At 70.8% G+C, this 18,112-nt stretch carries 16 protein-coding genes; 6 read left to right on the top strand and 10 right to left on the bottom strand.

Annotation, left to right across the window (positions count from 1 at the left end; genetic code table 11):
• Window positions 1-2: 2 nt before the first annotated feature.
• From BO64_RS05860 to BO64_RS05840, 5 genes are all read right to left on the bottom strand, one after another.
• Window positions 3-374, bottom strand: coding sequence for an AtpZ/AtpI family protein (locus tag BO64_RS05860; protein ID WP_496402337.1), 372 nt, complete (start codon window positions 372-374; stop codon window positions 3-5).
• A 161-nt stretch (window positions 375-535) separates the two neighbouring features.
• A complete protein-coding gene (locus BO64_RS05855) occupies window positions 536-3,979 on the bottom strand; it encodes an AAA family ATPase (protein WP_496402336.1) in 3,444 nt (1,147 codons plus the stop codon).
• A gap of 6 nt (window positions 3,980-3,985) precedes the next feature.
• The gene (locus BO64_RS05850; protein ID WP_496402335.1) at window positions 3,986-4,606 is read right to left on the bottom strand and encodes a DsbA family protein; all 621 of its coding nucleotides are present in this window, start codon (window positions 4,604-4,606) and stop codon (window positions 3,986-3,988) included.
• A gap of 1 nt (window position 4,607) precedes the next feature.
• The gene (locus BO64_RS05845) at window positions 4,608-5,228 is read right to left on the bottom strand and encodes a DsbA family protein (protein WP_496402334.1); all 621 of its coding nucleotides are present in this window, start codon (window positions 5,226-5,228) and stop codon (window positions 4,608-4,610) included.
• A 115-nt stretch (window positions 5,229-5,343) separates the two neighbouring features.
• Window positions 5,344-5,883, bottom strand: a complete 540-nt coding sequence (locus tag BO64_RS05840) for a DUF721 domain-containing protein (RefSeq protein WP_496402333.1) — start codon at window positions 5,881-5,883, stop codon at window positions 5,344-5,346.
• A 94-nt stretch (window positions 5,884-5,977) separates the two neighbouring features.
• On the opposite strand from BO64_RS05840, the gene mutY reads away from it, so the two are divergent.
• On the top strand, window positions 5,978-7,015 hold the full coding sequence (gene mutY / locus BO64_RS05835) for an A/G-specific adenine glycosylase (protein WP_496402332.1): 1,038 nt from the start codon (window positions 5,978-5,980) through the stop codon (window positions 7,013-7,015).
• Here the strand turns inward: mutY and BO64_RS05830 are convergent.
• From BO64_RS05830 to ygfZ, 4 genes are all read right to left on the bottom strand, one after another.
• On the bottom strand, window positions 7,012-8,091 hold the full coding sequence (locus BO64_RS05830; protein ID WP_496402331.1) for a site-specific DNA-methyltransferase: 1,080 nt from the start codon (window positions 8,089-8,091) through the stop codon (window positions 7,012-7,014). The genes mutY and BO64_RS05830 overlap by 4 nt on opposite strands.
• A gap of 92 nt (window positions 8,092-8,183) precedes the next feature.
• Window positions 8,184-8,888, bottom strand: coding sequence for a ribonuclease HII (gene rnhB / locus BO64_RS05825; protein WP_496402330.1), 705 nt, complete (start codon window positions 8,886-8,888; stop codon window positions 8,184-8,186).
• Window positions 8,888-9,472: a DNA-3-methyladenine glycosylase I gene (locus BO64_RS05820; protein ID WP_496402329.1), complete on the bottom strand. Its 585-nt coding sequence runs from the start codon at window positions 9,470-9,472 to the stop codon at window positions 8,888-8,890. Before BO64_RS05820 ends, rnhB begins: the two co-directional genes overlap by 1 nt.
• Window positions 9,473-9,534: 62 nt before the next feature.
• Window positions 9,535-10,344, bottom strand: a complete 810-nt coding sequence (gene ygfZ / locus BO64_RS05815) for a CAF17-like 4Fe-4S cluster assembly/insertion protein YgfZ (protein ID WP_496402328.1) — start codon at window positions 10,342-10,344, stop codon at window positions 9,535-9,537.
• 63 nt (window positions 10,345-10,407) lie between these two features.
• Here ygfZ and BO64_RS05810 point away from each other — a divergent pair, with 63 nt between their 5' ends.
• Together BO64_RS05810 and BO64_RS05805 are read left to right on the top strand one after the other, a co-directional pair.
• The gene (locus tag BO64_RS05810) at window positions 10,408-11,370 is read left to right on the top strand and encodes a glycosyltransferase family 9 protein (protein ID WP_496402327.1); all 963 of its coding nucleotides are present in this window, start codon (window positions 10,408-10,410) and stop codon (window positions 11,368-11,370) included.
• A gap of 4 nt (window positions 11,371-11,374) precedes the next feature.
• The gene (locus tag BO64_RS05805) at window positions 11,375-12,709 is read left to right on the top strand and encodes a dihydroorotase (protein ID WP_496402326.1); all 1,335 of its coding nucleotides are present in this window, start codon (window positions 11,375-11,377) and stop codon (window positions 12,707-12,709) included.
• A 21-nt stretch (window positions 12,710-12,730) separates the two neighbouring features.
• Here the strand turns inward: BO64_RS05805 and BO64_RS05800 are convergent, their stop codons facing one another.
• Entirely contained in the window at window positions 12,731-14,116 is a 1,386-nt protein-coding gene (locus BO64_RS05800; protein WP_496402325.1) for a serine hydrolase domain-containing protein, read from the bottom strand.
• Between the two features lie 143 nt (window positions 14,117-14,259).
• On the opposite strand from BO64_RS05800, the gene BO64_RS05795 reads away from it, so the two are divergent.
• The 3 genes from BO64_RS05795 (at window position 14,260) to BO64_RS05785 (ending at window position 18,025) form a co-directional block, all read left to right on the top strand.
• Window positions 14,260-14,613: a YciI family protein gene (locus tag BO64_RS05795; protein WP_496402324.1), complete on the top strand. Its 354-nt coding sequence runs from the start codon at window positions 14,260-14,262 to the stop codon at window positions 14,611-14,613.
• 94 nt (window positions 14,614-14,707) lie between these two features.
• Window positions 14,708-16,480 carry a feruloyl-CoA synthase gene (locus BO64_RS05790; protein ID WP_496402323.1) on the top strand — a complete coding sequence of 591 codons (1,773 nt, stop codon included), beginning with the start codon at window positions 14,708-14,710 and terminating at the stop codon, window positions 16,478-16,480.
• A gap of 3 nt (window positions 16,481-16,483) precedes the next feature.
• A complete protein-coding gene (locus BO64_RS05785; RefSeq protein WP_496402322.1) occupies window positions 16,484-18,025 on the top strand; it encodes an acetolactate synthase large subunit in 1,542 nt (513 codons plus the stop codon).
• Window positions 18,026-18,112: the final 87 nt, after the last annotated feature.

The raw sequence follows: 18,112 nt of genomic DNA, 5'->3' as shown, positions 1-18,112 counted from the left end.
CCTCAATCTTCCTCGTCGTCGTCAAAGGGGAGATCCTTGGCCGGACCCCACTCCTTCTCGACGCCGGCCGACATCCGCCTTGCAGAGCGGACCGCCATCCAGACCGAAACCACGAAGCCCACAAGGACTCCGACGATCATTCCCCAGGGCGCGACGCCAGCCAAAGCGTCGACGCTCGCGCCGAAACCCAGACCAACAAACAGGCCGCCCAGCAGAATGCCGAGCAGCCGGTAGCCGTACCCCGCCGCCTTGGCCCCGTAGTCCACAGGCTCCTTCGGCGCGGATCGCGCCTGTAGGGCCTTGGCCCGTGCATCCAGGCGCTTCAGCGCCTCGGCGCGCGTTTCGTCCGCTTGCGGCATGGTCGGGAAGTTCAAGGTCCGCGACGTCGCCGCCACGGCGGGGGCTTAAAGTCGCGCGGAAACTATAGACGCGTGTGCAGTGCGTCAAGGCTGGCCCGGAAGTAACTAGCCAATTGATTTTACTTGAGAATCCGAAGGTGTGGCAGAACGTCCGCCACCTTCCGCTGGGGCGCCGGCTATTCCGCCGCCATCGCCTCGGCCTGGCGCAGGTCGACCGAGACCAGTTGCGAGACCCCTCGCTCGGCCATGGTGACCCCGAACAGGCGATCCGCCCGGGCCATGGTCACCGGGTTGTGGGTGATGACGATGAATCGCGTCGCCGTGCGCCGGCACATCTCGTCGATCATGTTGCAGAAGCGGTCGACGTTGGCGTCGTCGAGCGGGGCGTCCACCTCGTCGAGCACGCAGATCGGCGCCGGCTGGGCGAGGAACACGGCGAAGATCAGGGCCGCCGCGGTCAGCGCCTGCTCCCCCCCGCTCATCAGGCTCATCGAGGCCAAGCGCTTGCCTGGCGGGCAGGCATAGATTTCCAGGCCCGCCTCCAGCGGATCGTCCGATTCCACCAGCCGAAGCTCGGCCTGGCCGCCCTGGAAGAGGGTCTGGAAGAGCGTCTTGAAGTGCTCGTTGATGACGTCGAAGGCTGCGACCAGCCGCTCGCGCCCCTCGCCGTTCAGCTCGTCGATTCCCTGCCGCAGGCGGGCGATGGCCCCGGTCAGGTCCGCCCGTTCGGTCTGCATGGTCTCCAGCCGGGCGGCGTATTCGGCGGCTTCCTCCTCGGCCCTGAGGTTCACCGCGCCGATCGACTCGCGCTGGCGCTCCAGGTTGAAGAGGTGCGCCTCCATCCCCTCCGCGTCGCTGGGAATCGCCACGGCCTCGTCGGTCAGTTTCCGCCCCAGGGCCTCGGGCTCCATCTGGGCGGTGTCGCGGATCATCCCCGTGACCTCGGCCAGGCGCTGGGCCGCAGCCTCGGCGTGGGCGGAAAGGCTGGCCCGCACCTCCCGGGCTTCCCCCGCCTGGGCTTCGGCGGCGCGCAGGGCGCGGTCGGCCTCCGCGCGCTCGTGCTCCGCCGCGGCCAGGGCGTCCGAGGTCTTGGCTCGCCGGGCCTCGGCCATGGCCAGTTCGTCGAGCAGCTTCTCGCGCCGGGCCTCCAGGTTGGATGGCGCGGCCCTGGCGGCCTCCAGCGCTGCAGCCGCCTTGTCGCGAGCCTCGGCCAGCTGGTCCAGGCGCCTGGCTGCGGCGGTCGCGCGCCGGGTCCAGTCGTCACGGTCGCGGGTGAGGCTCTCAAGGCGGCGGGCGCGGCCGTCGCGCTCCCGAATCTCCAGCTCGTAGGCCGAACGCGCGGCGGCCGCGGCTTCCCGGGCGGCCGCCGAGGCCGCGCGGGAAGCCGCCAGACGCTCGGCCAGATCGCCGTCCTGGGCGTCGCCCTGCGCCTCCTGGGTGACGGCGGCCAGCTGCGCCTCCTGCTCGGCGAGTTCGGCCTCGAACCGGCGGATCAGGTCGTCGAGGGAAGCTGCCCGGGCCTCGTTGCGAGCGGCCTCCTGGTCGAATCGCTGCAGGGCGTTCCGGGCCTGGGCGGCCTTCTGCTCCAGCGCCGGCGGTTCGCGGCGAGCGGCCCGCAACGCCTCCTCCGCCTTGCGCAGGCGTTCCGCCGCCGCGGCCTGGGCGTCCCGCGCCGCCTTGGTCTGGGGCTCCAGCTTCTCGATCTCGGCCTCGACCTCGGCCAGCCGAGTCTTCTGCTCCAGCCGCACCGCGGCAGGTTTCGGCGCCTCGGCGCGGGCGGTGAAGCCGTCCCACCGCCAGAGGTCGCCCTCGCGAGAGACAAGCCGCCCGCCCGGGGGCAGCAGGCCCTGCAGCCGGTCGCCGTCCGCGCGATCCACCAGCGCCACATAAGCCAGGCGCGCCGCCAGCGCCGCCGGGGCTTTCACCAGCGGAGCGAGCGGCGTTGCGCCCTCAGGCCAGGTGGGCGCCGGAGCGTCCCGTCCGCCCCAGAAGGCCGGGGCGGCGGGATCCAGGGCCGCATCGAGGTCATCACCGAGGGCCGCCGCCAGGGCCGCCTCGTAGCCTCGGTCGGGCGCCACGGAATCGAGAGCCGGGGCGAAGCCGCCGCGCTTGGCCTGGGCCACCAGGCCGGCGAGAGCGCGGGCCTCGGCGGTGAGCCGGCCGAGCTGTTCGTCCTGCTTGCGCGCCGCCTCCCGCGCCGCGGCCTCGGCGGCCACAGCGGCGCTGCGCTCTTCCTCGGCTGCATCAAGGGCCGCCCGGGCCGCCGCCAAGGCGGCTTCGGCGGCCTCGAGATCGGCCTTGGCCTGGGCGGCCTGGGGATTGACGGTGGTGGCGACGGCCTGCCGCTCCTGGCGCGCCTGATCCAGCGCCCGGCGGGTGCGGGCGACTCGACCCTGCGCTTCCTCGACCCGGGCGCGGGCGGCGCGGGCCTGGGCCTCGCGGGCGGCGAGTTCACTGGCCAGGCGCTCCACCTCGGCGTCGGCGGCGGCGCGGGCGACCTCGGCGGCCTTGGCCGCGGCCTCAAGCTCCGGCGCCCGTTCGGGCGCGGCGGCGATAGCGGCTTCCACCGCGGCGAGGTCCTCAGCCAGGCGCTTCAGCGCCACCTCGGCGTCCTCGACGATGTGCCGCTCGCGGGCGGCGTCGGCGTCGATCCGCTCCACGTCGCCGGTCAGGCGGGCGAGTTCGGCCGCATGGGCCTCCTCCTCGCGCTCCAGCCGGTCCTTGTCGATGGCCAACTTATGCAGCACCGCCGCAGCGATGGTCTCGGCCTCGCGCAGGGGCTTCAGCGCCTCCTCGGCCTGGGCGGCGCGGGTGGTCGCGGCCGCGGCGGTCCGGGCGGTTTCCTCCACGGCCCGGGCGGCGGCGGCGGCCTCCCCGGCCAGGCGCTCGGCGGCCGCCTTGGCCTCGGTGTATTTGGCGTACAGCACCGCGCCCTGCAGCGCCCGGATCTCGGCCGAGAGGCGCTTGTATCGCTCGGCCTGCCGGGCTTCGCGCTTCAGGCGGCCCAGGGCGCTCTCCAGCTCTCGGGCCACATCGTCCAGGCGGGCGAGATTGGCCTCGGCGGCCCGCAGGCGCAGCTCGGCCTCGTGACGGCGTGAGTGCAGGCCGCTGACGCCCGCCGCTTCCTCAAGGATCATCCGCCGGTTCTGCGGCTTGGCGGCGATCAGTTCGGAGATCTGCCCCTGGCGCACGAGGGCCGGGGAGCTCGCCCCGGTGGACGCGTCGGCGAAGAGCAGCTGGACGTCCCGGGCCCGGACCTCACGGCCGTTGATCCGGTAGGTGGAGCCGGCCCCGCGGTCGATGCGACGGACGACCTCGATCACCGGATGGTCGTTGAAGGCCGCCGGCGCCCGGTGGTCGGAATTGTCGATGGTAAGCGCCACCTCGGCGTGGTTGCGGCCCGGCCGGTTGCCGCTCCCGGCGAAGATGACGTCGTCCATCCCGCCGGCCCGCATGGCCTTGGCGGACGTGGCGCCCATCACCCAGCGCAGGGCCTCCAGCAGGTTGGACTTGCCGCAGCCGTTCGGGCCGACGATGCCCGTGACCCCCGGCTCGATCCGAAACTCGGTCGGATCGACGAAGGACTTGAAGCCGGACAGTCGCAGCCGCTGGAAGTGCACCTTAGGTCAGCGCCTCCCGCCTTTCGCGGCCGCGATGTGCGCCTCCATCTCCGCCAGGGTAGGCACGCTGGAATTGTCCAACTGCTTGCCGTTGATGAAGAAGGTGGGCGTGCCACGCACGTGGTCGACCTCCACGGCGTAGCGGATGCGCGCCTCCAGGGCCTCCAGCGCCTTCTCGTCGCGCAGGCAGGCTTCGAACTGAGCCTCGGTGAGGCCGTTCTTCTGGGCGATCTCCACGAAGATCGGCTTGATGTTCCCGGACTGCCAGCGGCTCTGACTCCGCAGCACCTGATCGACGACGTCGAAATACTTTCCCGGTCCGGCGCAGCGGGCGAGCAGGAAGCCCGCCGCCGCCACCTGCTGCGGCGCCGTCAGCAGTTCGCGGAAAGTCCACCGCACCTGGCCGGTGTCGATGTACTTGGCCTTCAACGCCGGAAAGACCTCGGCGTTGAAGTGGGCGCAGTGCGAGCAGCTCACCGACAGGTATTCGATGACATGGACCGGCGCCTTGGCCGATCCCAGGGTCATCTCCGGCGACGGATAAGCGGTCTGGGCGAGCGCCGGCCGGCCCGCGAGGACAAGCCCCGCGCCGGCGAGCAGCACGTGGCGGCGGGCCGGCTGCGTCATCCTACTTCGAGGCCTCGGCGATGGCCGCGTCCAGCTCGGCCATGGTGATGTCGCCTTCCTTCACCTTCTTGCCGTTGATGATGAAGGTGGGCGTGGCGGTGATGCCGTCCTGGCGGATGGCTTTCTCGACGCGGGCGTTGAGGGCGGTGAGCGCCTTCTCGTCCTGGACGCAGGCGTTGAACTGCTCCTCGGTCATGCCGGCAGACTGGGCCACACGCAGCAGGCCGCCCCGCAGGTCGCCGCTCTGGAACATCTCCTGCTGGCTGCGGAACAGGGCGTCGATCACCGTGAAGTACTTGTCCTTGCCAGCGCAGCGGGCGACCAGGAAGCCGGCCGCGGCCACCTGCTCGGGCGGGGTCAGGAACTCCTTCAGGGTGTACTGCACCTTGCCGGTGTCGATGTACTTCGCCTTGAACTCCTCGAAGGTGTTCTGGTTGAACGTCGCGCAGTGGCTGCAGGTGACCGAGGCGTACTCCACCACCTTCACCTTGGCGTTCGGATCGCCGAGGCTCATGTCCTCGGCGGACACGGCGCCCGCGCTGCCGCCCTTGGTGCATCCGGCAAGCGCAAGGCTGGCTCCGGCGGCGGCGACGAGAAGAAGGCGGCGGCTGAGGATCGACATCGAATGACCTTCCGGCAGTTCTGAACGAAAGATTAAAGCGCGATTCCCGTTATGGGGCGCAAATGCCGCATCGGCGCTTCCCTAAGCGGCGGCGCGGCGGCGGTTTCAAGGCAAACTAGCGCTGCCGTCGCAGGACGCCACGGCCGAGCGCCAGCAGCGTCTCCTTCAGCGGCCCGTCAGGGGCGTCGGCAAGGCTTTGGGCCAGTTCCGCCTCGGCGGCGGCGTCCAGCGGGGGCGCATGGCGGCGGGCAGACGCCGGCGCAGGCTCAGGGCGCCGCAGCGGTCCCTGGACGATGCGCAGCTTCTGCACGGCCTCCGCCCCCAGGAAGAGGTTCACCCGCGCCAGGATTTCATGCGCCTGGTGCTGGACGATGGCCGCCGACGGTCCGGCCACCCGGATCTCCAGCGACGAGGGCCCGCCATTGCGGCCCTTCACCAGCTTCACCGGCTCGGTGCGACGGGCGATGTCCGGCCCGACCACTTCCCGCCAGCGTGCGGACAATGCGCTCGCCCCCTGGCCAAAGCGGGCGTCCAGTTCCTTCACGTAGTTCCTCAGCGCCCGGCCGGCCGGCGGCGGGGGGCGAGGCGCAGGGCGGGTGCGCTTCTGGGCAAGGATGTCCAGCGCCTCGGAGATGCTGGGCAGGCGGCGTCGCATGGCTCCATCCTAGCGGCCATCCGGCCCGCAGCGAAGGGCTGCCGGGATGCAGCGCCGCGGATGCGCCGGCGGGCCGGCCGCGCTAAGACGGGGCGTGCCCCTCAGAGCCCGCCTGCTGTCCTGGTACGACGCCAACGCCCGCGCCCTCGCCTGGCGGGTGGGGCCGGCCGAACGCGCGGCGGGTGTCCGCCCCGATCCCTATCGGGTCTGGCTGTCCGAGGTGATGCTGCAGCAGACCACCGTGCCGCACGCCACGCCCTACTTCCTGAAATTCACCGCCCGCTGGTCGACGGTGAACGACCTCGCCGCCGCTCCGGACGAGGAGGTCATGGCCGCCTGGGCGGGGCTCGGCTACTACGCCCGCGCCCGAAACCTGCTGGCCTGCGCCCGGGCGGTGGCGTCCGAACACGGCGGGGTGTTCCCTGACACCGAGGCCGGGCTGCGGGCCCTGCCCGGCCTTGGCCCCTACACGGCGGCGGCGGTGGCGGCGATCGCCTTCGACCGGCCGGCGAATGTGGTGGACGGCAATGTGGAGCGGGTCATGGCCCGGCTGTTCGCTGTGGAGCCGCCCCTGCCCGAGGCCAAGCCCGAGCTGAAACGCCTGGCCGAAGCCCTGGTTACCGACGAGCGGCCCGGCGACTGGGCCCAGGCGCTGATGGACCTCGGCGCCACCGTCTGCCGGCCAAAGGCGCCGCTCTGCGACCGTTGCCCTCTGTCGGCCGACTGCGCGGCCCTGGCGACAGGCGCGCCCGAGACGTATCCGCGCAAGAGCGCCAAGGCCAAGCGGCCCCGGCGGCATGGGGTGGCCTATGTGCTGACTCGTGGCGATGAGGTGGCCCTGGTCCGCCGCCCGCCCAGGGGCCTCCTGGGCGGGATGCTGGCCCTGCCCACCAGCGACTGGCGGGCCGAGCGTTGGAGCGACGCCGAGGCGGTGGCCGCCGCCCCTGCCGAGGCGGCCTGGCGCAGCGTGGGCGAGGTGGAGCACCTCTTCACCCACTTCGCCCTGACCCTGCGGCTGCTGCGGGCCGAAGGCGATGCGGACGGGGTGATCTGGAGCCGACGGCGCGACCTCGACGCCCTGCCCAGCGTGTTCCTGAAGGCCGCCCGGGCGGGGCTTTCCAACCTGCTCTAGGCCGAGAGCTGCGAGCGGACCTTGGCGCGAAGCACGTCGATGGGGGCGAGGCCCTTGTCCGACTTGAAGTGCCAGTAGGTCCAGCCGTTGCAGGCCGGCGCCGACTGCACCATGGCGCCCACCTTGTGGATAGAGCCCGAGAGCTCGCCCACCACCAGGCTGCCGTCCGCCCGCACCCGGGCGGCGTTGCGGCCCTTCGGGCAGTAGAGGATGTCGCCGGGCCGCAGCAGGCCGGCCTCGACGATGGTGCCGAACGGGATGCGCGGCTCGGCCCGCTTGGAGCCGGTGACCACCATCTCCTCGGCCGTGGCGGGGACCACCTTGGCGATCCGCTGCTTGGCGAGCTTGGCGTATTCCGCCTCGCGCTCGATGCCCACGAACTTGCGGCCCAGGCGCTTGGCCACGGCGCCGGTGGTGCCGGTGCCGAAGAACGGATCGAGGATCACGTCGCCCGGCTTGGTCGAGGCGAGGATCACCCGGTGCAGCAGCGATTCAGGCTTCTGGGTCGGGTGCGCCTTGGAGCCGGAGGCGTCCTTCAGCCGCTCGTCGCCGGTGCAGAGCGGCAGGGTCCAGTCGGACCGCATCTGCAGCTCGTCATTGGCCATCTTCATGGCGTCGTAATTGAAGGTGTAGCGCCGCCCGCCCCGCGACTTGGCCGCCCAGATCAGGGTCTCGTGGGCGTTGGTGAACCGCGTGCCCTTGAAGTTCGGCATGGGGTTCGACTTGCGCCAGATGATGTCGTTCAGGATCCAGAAGCCCAGGTCCTGCACGGCCACGCCCACCCGGAAGATGTTGTGGTAGCTGCCGATCACCCAGATGGCGCCGTCGTCCTTCAGGATGCGCCGGCACTCCTTCAGCCAGGCGCGAGTGAAGGCGTCATAGGCCTCGAAGCTCTCGAACTGGTCCCAGTGGTCGTCGACGGCGTCGACCTTGGAATTGTCCGGGCGCAGCAGGTCTCCGCCGAGCTGAAGATTGTAGGGCGGATCGGCGAAGACGAGGTCGACCGAGCGATCGGGAAGCTTCTTCAGCTCCTCGAGGCAGTCGCCCTGAATGATCGTGTCGATCGGCAAGCCCATGTCAGCACCCTAACAGAACAGGAATCTGCATGGTGCGGCTTTATGGTGAAGGCGAGGTTGACGCGGATGGTCAACGGGAGGTTAAGCCGGCCTCAGGCCTCTTCGCGGAATGGCAGTTCGTCCTGCAGGGCGTCGTCGAAAGCCTGCAGCGGATCCTTGCCCAGGAGGGCGAGCTTCACGGGCCCCCAACTGCGGCGATGAATCTCGCAGGGGCCCAGCGTCCGCAGGGCCTCGGCGTGGATGGGGGCCCGATAGCCCTTGTGACTGGCGAAGCCGTAACCCGGATAGAGCTGGTCCATCTCCACCATCAGCCGGTCCCGCGCCACCTTGGCGAGAATGGAGGCCGCGGCGATGGACTTCGACTTGCCGTCGCCGCCGACCACCGGGGTCACCTCGCAGGGCAGGTTGAAGCGGTAGTTGCCGTCCACCAGGGCGAACATCGGCTTCACCGCCAGGGCCTCCACCGCCCGGCGCATGGCGAGGCCCGTGGCATGTAGGATGTTGAGCTGGTGAATTTCCTCGACGCTGGCGAAGCCCACGCCCCAGGCTACGGCCTGGGCCTTGATCTCCACCTCCAGGGCCTCGCGGGCCTTGGCCGACAGCTTCTTGGAATCGTCCAGCCCCTTGGGGATGCGGCGCGGATTGGACAGGTCAAGGATCACCGCCGCCGCCGACACCGGCCCCGCCCAGGGGCCGCGGCCCGCCTCGTCGACCCCGCACACCGGCCCGCCGACAAAAGCCTTCTCCAGCATCAGGGTCGGCCCCTTGGCCGCACTTTTCGTGGTCCTGGGCGCCATCAGCGGACAAGCCCCTTCACCTCGGCGTGGCGGAAACAGCAGGTCAGGTGGTCATTGACCATGCCCACCGCCTGCATCCAGGCATAGACGATCACCGGCCCCACGAACTTGAAGCCCTTCGCCTTCAGCGCCTTGGAGACCTCGACGGCGAGCGGCGTCTGGGCCGGCACCTGGCCCGGCGCCCAGGCGTTCTGCACCGGCTTGCCGTCCACGAAGCCCCAGCAGAACTGGGCGAAGTCCTCGCCGCGGTCGCGCATGTCGAGATAGATGCGCGCGCCCGAGATGGCCGCGTCGATCTTGGCGTTGGAGCGGACGATCCCGGGGTTGGCCATCAGCCGGGCGCGGTCGGCCTCGCCATAGCGGGCCACCTTCTCGGGATCGAAACCGTCGAAGGCCTCACGGAACGCCTCGCGCTTGCGCAGGATGGTGATCCAGGCGAGGCCCGCCTGAAATCCGTCCAGCACCAGCTTCTCCCACAGCGCCCGGGAATCGTACTCGGGCACGCCCCACTCGGTGTCGTGGTAGCGCTCGTATAGGGGATTGCCGTTCATCCCCGGCCAGGTGCACCGCGTGGGCGTCGTCATCGGCCGCAACCGAACCCGACCGGACGACGAACCTCAAGCTCCGTTTCGCCGCATCCGGACGCTCAAGTCGCGTTATCCCCAGGTTGATCGGCCTCCGCCCGCGGGAACCAGGCGGGAACCTCGACCCGCGCAGGCCGGCCCTCCATGACGAGGTCGCTTCCCAGGGCGCGGTCCAGACGGACCAGGGCCATGGCGCGGCCTTCGACGCCGGACAGCACCTCCCCGGCGCGCAGCTCCCCTGCCAGCAGCTCCGTGCCCGACGCCGGCGGCGGGCCGTCGAAAACGACAGGCAGCATGCGGTTCTTCACCTGCCCCCGGCGCTTCATGCGCGAGGTCGTCTCCTGGCCGACGAAACAGCCCTTCTTGAAGTCGATGCCGCCGAGGAGATCGAAGTTCGCCTCGATGGGATAGGTCCGCTCCACGCCCCAGTCGGCCGGGCCCGGCACGCCGAGGGCCAGGCGGTGCGCCTCATAGGCCCCCTCGTCGGCATCGGCGTCGGCTGGACCATAGATGCGCCGCCCAAGCTCCGGATGGCGGGGGTCGACCACGCCGTCGGCGCCGGCCGGAAACGCGGCGAACACCGGCAGGTCGCTGGCGGCCAGTTCGACCTTGGCCCGGAGCCGATAGAGCGTCAGGCGCTGCAGCAGGGCCTCGCGATGCTCGGCGGCCACGTCGAGCAGGACGCCGTCCTCCGCCCCTACGACGAAGAGGTCGTAGAGCAGCCGGCCTTGCGGCGTCAGCAGGGCGCCGAACCGGGCCTCGCCGCGTTTCAGGCTCTCCACGTCCTGGGTCAGCAGCCCTTGAAGGAAGCTCCGCCAATCGGGTCCGGAGACGGAAATCACGGCGCGGCTGTTCAGCTTGGCGACAGTCATGAGCGGCAATTTGGGATGCGCCGCGGTGGAGCGCCAGCGGCCCGTTCGGCTATGGGAGAAGGCATGTCCTCCGGCGCGTTCCCGATTCTGTTCATCACCGCCACCCGGATTGGCGACGCCGTGCTGTCGTCAGGCCTGATCCGGCGGCTGCAGGACGAAATCCCCAACGCCCGCTTCACCATCGTCGCCGGCCCGGCGGCGGCCCCGCTGTTCGCCGAGGTCCCGAGCCTGGACAGCCTGATCGTGATGGAGAAATCCAAGGGCGGCGGCCACTGGTTCGAGTTGTGGCGGCAGGTGCGCCACCGCCGCTGGGGCCTCGTGGTCGACCTGCGCGGCTCAGGCATCACCCGGTTCCTGCGGACCCGGCGACGGGCCGTCCACCGGCGCAGCGCCGAGCCCGTGCATAAGGTGATCGAGGCGGCCCGGGTCCTGAGGATCGAGGACGAGCCCGCCGCGCCTTTCCTCTTCACCTCGCCAGAAATCGAAGCCTATGCGGCCGAACTTGTCGCCGGCGAAGGGCCGATCCTGGCCATCGCCCCGGCCGCCAACTGGGTGGGCAAGACCTGGCCGGTGGAGCGTTTCGCCCAGGTGGCCATGCGGCTGATCCGCGAGCCCGGCGCGCTGCGCGGCGGCCGGATCATGGTTGTGGGCGGCCCGGGCGATCAGAAGCTGGTCAAACCGCTGCGCGACGTGGCCCCCAGCCGCCTCATCGACCTCACCGGCAGGGACCTGCTCACGGCCTACGCCGCCCTGAGGCGCGCCCGCCTGTTTATCGGCAACGACAGCGGCGCCATGCATCTGTCCGCCGCCGCCGGGGCGCCGACCATCGGCCTGTTCGGACCCTCGGACGAGCGACTGTATGCGCCCTGGGGCGCGGCCACGCGGGTCGTGCGTGGGCCGCGCACCTTCGAGCAGATCCGCAACGGCGACCCGCGCCTCAATCAGGCCGTCTGCCACATGATGGACCTGTCGGTGGAGAAGGTGGTACGCGCCGCCCACGAGCTCCTGGCCGCCACGGAAGGCTGATCCCATGTCCGAGACCTTCGACCTGATCGTCCGTGGCGGCGAGGTGGTGAACCACGCGGGCCGCGGCTTGGCCGACGTGGGCGTGCGCGGCGGCAAGATCGCCGCCATCGGCGACCTCTCCCAGGCCAGCGCCGGCGAAACCTTAGACGCCGCGGGCCTGACGGTGATGCCCGGCGTCATCGACACCCAGGTCCACTTCCGCGAGCCTGGCCTGGAGTGGAAGGAAGACCTGGAGACCGGATCCCGGGCGGCCGTGTTGGGCGGCGTCGTGGCCGTGTTCGAGATGCCGAACACCGAGCCCACCACCACCGATCCGGCCACCCTAGAGGACAAGCTCTCCCGGGCCCGGGACCGTATGCATTGCGACCACGCCTTCTATGTGGGCGGGACGCATGAGAACGCGACCTTCCTGGGCGAACTCGAGCGGCTGCCCGGTTGCTGCGGGATCAAGGTGTTCATGGGCGCCTCCACCGGCACCTTGCTGGTCCAGGACGACGAGGGCGTGGAACAGGTGCTGCGCCACATCCAGCGTCGCGCCGCGTTCCACTCGGAGGACGAGTACCGCCTTGCCGAGCGCCGCCCCCTGGCGCGGACCGGCGACTGGACCAGCCACTATGAGGTGCGCGACGCCCAGTCGGCCATCCAGTCCACCGAGCGGCTGGTGCGGATCGCCAAGCGGCTTGGCAAGCGCATCCATGTGCTGCACGTGACCACCCGCGAGGAGATCACCTTCCTCGCTCACCACAAGGACGTGGCCAGCGTCGAGGTGACGCCGCAGCACCTCACCCTCGCCGGCCCCGAGGCCTATGAGCGGCTGAAGGGCTTCGCCCAGATGAACCCGCCGATCCGCGGGGCCGAGCACCGGGAAGGCCTGTGGGGCGGGATCGCCAACGGCATCGCCGACGTCCTGGGCTCGGACCACGCGCCCCACACCAAGGAGGAGAAGGCGCGCCCCTATCCGGCCTCACCGTCGGGCATGCCGGGGGTGCAGACCCTGCTGCCGGTGATGCTGACCCATGTGGCCGAAGGGCGCCTGACGCTGGAGCGGCTGGTGGACCTCACCAGCCACGGCGCCAACCGGGTGTTCGGCCTCGCCGACAAGGGGCGCCTGGCGGTGGGCTATGACGCCGACCTCACCATCGTCGACCTGAAGGCCGAGCGGGTCATCCGCCACGAGGACATGGCCACCCGTGTCGGCTGGACGCCTTTCGACGGCTTCACCGCCAAGGGCTGGCCGATGGCGACCATCATTCGCGGCCAGGTGGTGATGCGCGATGGCGAGATCACGGCCCCGCACCGCGGCCAGCCGGTGCGTTTCGCCGAGACCCTGGCCCACTAGCGCCCCTGCACAGGCGGCGCGTCAAAGCGCCGCCAGCACGTCCCGCGCGAAGGCGGCCTCGTCAAAGCGGCGGCCCGCCGGATCGAAGCCGCGCCGGACGATGACCACCCGCTTCGACGGCACGATGAAGACGTACTGTCCCCGGTTGCCGTTCATGGCGTAGGTCCCGGCCGGCAGGCCTTGCGCCTCGCCGTAGAGCCAGAAGAACGCCCCATAGCCCACGTTATCGTTCGGCGGCTGGGCCGGGGCGGGCGTGGCGACGAACTTCGCCCAGCCCTCGGGCAGCAGGCGCTCGCCGTTCCAGACCCCGTCGTTCAGGTGCAGCAGCCCCAGGCGCGCCAGATCGCGAGCGGTGGTCCAGACCTGACTGGAGAGGATGTAGTTGCCCTGCCAGTCGGTCTCCGGGGTCGTGCGGCTCATGCCGATCTTCCAGAGAAGCTCCGCGAACGGGAAGTCCAGAGCCGCCTGCCCATCGCCCAGGGCCGCCCGCACCGCCCGGGCCGCCAGCAGGGTGTCGTTGTTGGCATAGCGGAAGCGCATGCTCGGCGCGGCCTCCAGCGGCATGGCGGTCGTCGTCTGGGTGACCAGCGCTCCGCCCAGATAGACCTCGTCCGTGCGGTTGCCGGGACCGTCGGTCCACAGGCCCGAGCCCATGTGCATCAGCTGGACCAGGGTGATCGCCCGCCGGGGATCGCCCTCTGGCCATTCCGGAATCCCCGCCGGCCCGTCCACCCGCAGGTGGCCAAGCTGGACCGCGCGCCCGATGATCGCGGCGGTGAGGCTCTTGGCCACCGACCAGGTGCGTTGCGGCGTGTGTGGCGTGAAATCGGCCCGGTACTGCTCGGCGACGATCCTGCCGTCCTTCACCACCACCACGGCCGTGGTCTTGGTTTCGGCGCCGTAGCTGACGCCGTCGAACGCCTTGGCGAGCGTCGCCTTCAGGGTGGCGGAGGGCCGGGGCCTGATGCCGGCTTCGCCGTCCGGCCACTGGCGGTCATCGGTGAGGGCGGCGGGGCGGGTGACGCTAAGCCGCGGGAGCCGGTCGGCGAGCTCCGCCGTCGCGCCCGCCGGCAGCTGCGTGCAGCCGAGCTCGGGACGCCAGGCGGCGATCCGCGGCGGCAGGGTCTCGTCAAAGCGCACGCTCACCCGCCGGGCCTCCCGGTCGATCTCCGCCGGCAGTTCGCGGACCAGCTGCTGGTACTCCGGGTAGATGCCTTCAAGGTCGTCCTTCGCTACCTGTTCGGGCGTCAGGCCGGCGTTGAACAGGTTGCTGCACAGGAAGGCCGCCTTGTAGCCGGCGGCCAGGGCCCGGACATGGGCGTCCGGCGCGGCGGTCTGAGCGTGGACGGCCACGGGCGCGATGAACGATGCGGCCGCGACGGCCGCGGCGATGAGCAGGCGGCGCATAAGGTCTTCCCCCGAGTGTCGATGCGAACCTAGCCGGGTCACGCCGTCCCGGCGACGGTGGAAAAAAGACACCCTTGTCCAAAAAACGATGTCGGTGTGCGCGCGAGTCCACCGTCTACCTTAGAGGCAACGGAGACGACGCCATGCGCTACATGCTGCTGATCTACGACCCGGCCGGCGGCTACGACGGCCCCGACGGCGAACGTCTTCTCGCTCAGGTCACCGCCGAGCATGAGGCCCTCGCCGAGGGGCTGGCGGCGTCCGGCGTCCTGGTGGACGGCGCCGGCCTGCAGCCGCCAGAGACGGCCACGACGGTGATCCGCGGCGCCAACGGCAAGCTGGCCGTGCTCGACGGCCCTTATACCGAGACCAAGGAATATCTGGGCGGCTACTATGTGGTGGAGGCCGCCGATCTGGAGGCCGCCCTGGCCATTGCACGGCGCGTTCCCGGCGCGCCTGGAACCAAGGTCGAGGTGCGTCCGGTGATGGAAACCTGACCGGCTCTCGGGCGCCCGAGCTTGACCTTGCGCAATGACCCGCGCGGATCGCTGAAGGTGGACTTACGTAACGTCGAACCGTAACGCAGGACACATGGACGCCGAGCTCCGCACCTCGACCGCGCCGTACCGAGACCCGCGATATGCCCCGCGGCGACTGCACGTGGAGGAACGCCCGGGCGGCGAGTTCGTGCTGACGAACCCCACGCCCTACGCCACCCGCCACCAGACCATGACCTCAGCCCTCGACCAGTGGGCCGGGGAAGCGCCGGACCGGGTGTGGCTGGCCGAACGGTCCGGCGAAGGGTGGCGGACGGTCACCTTCGCCGAGGCGCGCCAGCGGATCGCCGCCCTGGCCGGGGGGCTGCGGGAGCTGGGGATTATCGGCGGCGGGCCGCTGCTGATCCTCGCCCGCAACGGTATCGACCACGCCCTGATATCCTATGCGGCCATGAGCCAGGGGCTGCCCATCGCGCCAGTCTCGCCCCAGTACGGCCTGCCGGGGGCGAATCTCGCCCGCCTGGAGCACGCCTGCGCGGTGCTCAAGCCCGCCGCCGTCTATACCGAGGACGCTGAACTGTTCGCGGACGGGCTGTCGGCCCAGGCCCTGGCGGGCCTGCCGGTGATCGCCGGCCGCAACGCCGCCCCAGGTCATGTTCCCCTGGAGCGCCTCTACCGGGAAGCACCCGCCGCCTTCACGGCGCGGCCCGAGGACCACGCCAAATATCTGCTGACCTCGGGCTCCACCGGCCTGCCCAAGGCGGTGATCTGCGCCCATCGGGAGATCAGCCTGAACTCAGCCCAGATCACGGCCTGTTTCGACGATCCCGACCCGCCGGTGATGCTGCACTCCGCCCCATGGAGCCACAGCCTGGGCGCTAACGCCATCCTGCACATGAGCCTGCACCGGGGCGGCACGCTCTACATCGACGCCGGCCAGCCCACCGCCGCCAAGTTCGGCGAGACGGTGCGCAACCTGCGGGAGCTCCAGCCCACCTACATGAACATGGTCCCTGCCGGCTGGATGCTGCTGGTGGACGAGCTGGAACGCGACGAGGCCCTGGCGCGCAACTTCTTCGCCCGGGTGCGGCTCCTGCAGTACGGCGGAGCCTCCCTCAGCCAGCCCACCGCCGACCGCATCCAGGCGGTGGCCGTCCGCACGGTCGGCGAACGGATCAGCTTCGGCTCCGGCTACGGCGCCACCGAGACCGGCCCCACGGTCTGCAACGTCCACTGGATCAACGGGCGCATGGGCATGATCGGCGCGCCCGTGCCCGGCGCCTCGGTGCGCCTTGTGCCCGTGGCCGGCAAGCTCGAGTTCCGCGTGAAGGGGCCCCAGGTCACCAAGGGCTACCTGGGCCAGCCCGAGCTCTCGGCCGCCGCCTTCGACGAGGAAGGATTCTACCGGCTGGGCGACGCCGCCCGGTTCGTAGACCCGGCCAATCCCTATGAGGGGCTCGTCTTCGACGGCCGCCTGTCCGAGAACTTCAAGCTGGCCTCCGGCACCTTCGTCACTGTGGGCGACCTGCGCATCAAGGTGGTGGGCGCCGTGGGCGGGGCCGTGACCGACGCCGTGGTCTGCGGAGAAGGCGAGGAGACAGTAGGCCTGCTCTTCTATCCCAATCCCACCCTGCCCAAGGCCGAGGTCGAGGCGACGGTGCGCGCGGCGCTGGAGCGCTACAACGCCGACGCCCCCGGCGGCGCCCGCATCGGCCGGGCCCTGGTGCTGGACGGGCCACCAGACCCCAACAGCGGCGAGATCACCGACAAGGGCTACATCGCCCAAAGCCTGGCGCGCGCGAAGCATGCCGACGCCGCCGCCAAGCTCTATGCCGATCCCCCTCCAGCAGATGTAATGGTGTTCTAGAGCATGAATGGCGCCGACGCCCTGATCTCCAACCTGGTGGCCAACGACGTCACCGCTTGCTTCGCCAATCCTGGCACCAGCGAGATGCAGTTCGTGGCCGCCCTGGACGGGGTGCCGGCGATGCGGCCGGTGCTCTGCCTGTTTGAGGGCGTGGCCACGGGCGCGGCGGACGGCTACGGCCGGATCGCGGGTAAGCCGGCCTGCACCCTGCTCCACCTTGGGCCTGGCTATGGCAACGGCGTCGCCAACCTGCACAACGCCCGCCGGGCCTTCACCCCCATCGTCAACGTCGTCGGCGACCACGCCACCTATCACCGGCAGTACGACGCCCCCCTGAACTCCGACATCGCCACCCTGGTGAAGCCCAACTCGCTCTGGGTGCGCTCGGCCGAGAGCGCCGGCGAGGTTTCAGCCCTTACCGCCGAGGCGGTGGCGGCCAGCTATGGCCCGCCCGGCGGCCCGGTCAGCCTGATCCTGCCCGCCGACTCCGCCTGGCTGGAGACCAGCGGCGAGCCCGTGATCTCCCAGAAGCCCGTGCGGCGTGCGCCTTCGCCGGAGGCGGTGGAGGCCAGCGCCAAGGCGATCAAGGCCGCCAGGAAGCCCGTCGTCCTCCTGGGCGGCCAGGCCTGTTCCGAGGCCGCACTGAAGCAGGCGGCCCGCCTCGAGGCGGCCGGCGTCACCGTCTATTCTGACACCTTCGTGCCGAAGCAGCGCCGCGGCGCCGGCGTCTATCTGCCGAAGAAGATGCAGTACTTCGGCGAGATGGCCCTGCAGGAGCTCGAGGGCGTCGACCTCATGGTGTTCGTCGGCACGACGACGCCGGTGGCATTCTTCGCCTATCCCGACCGGCCCAGCGTGCTCGTCCCCGAGGGCTGTGAAAGCCTGACCCTCGCCGAGCGCAGCGAGGACCCAGCGGCCGGCCTCGCCGCCCTGGCCGACGCCCTAGGCGCGCCCCAGGACGGGCCGGTGCAGCCGCTGAAGATCCCTGACGCCGCGCCGACCGGCGGGCTCAACGCCTATCTGGCCGGGGCCTCCATCGCCCGTCACCTGCCCGAGAACGCCATCCTTTGCGACGACGCCGTGACCTCGGGGACCGGAGTGGCCGTGGGCACCGCCACCGCCCGGCCGCACGATGTCCTGGCGCTCACCGGCGGGGCCATCGGCATCGGCCTGCCCATGGCCATCGGCGCCGCCGTGGCCGCCCCCGACCGCAAGGTGGTGTCCCTGAACGGCGACGGGGCGGCCATGTACACGGTCCAGTCGCTGTGGACTCTGGCCCGGGAGAAGCTGGACGTCACGGTGGTGGTCTTCGCCAACCACACCTACCGGATTCTCAATGTGGAGATGACGCGCACCGGCGCCGGCAAGGCCGGCCCCAAGGCCTCGCAATTGCTGGACCTGGGCGATCCCAGGATCGACTGGGTGTCGGTGGCCAAGGGCTTGGGCGTGTCAGCGGTTCGCTGCGAGACCGCCGAGGCCTTCGACGCGGCCTTCGCCGCCGCCATGGCCCAGAAGGGCCCGACCTTCATCGAAGCGGCGATCTGACGACTGGCCCAAGGCGCCACGCCGCCGCCTCCTGCAGCAAGGCGCAGCAACGCAAAGAAAAAGGCCCGCGGAGCGATCCGCGGGCCT

The sequence above is a fragment of the Phenylobacterium composti DSM 19425 genome (assembly GCF_059568645.1).
Note: the sequence above shows the minus strand (reverse complement) of the source record. Positions and strands in the feature narration are given on the sequence as shown.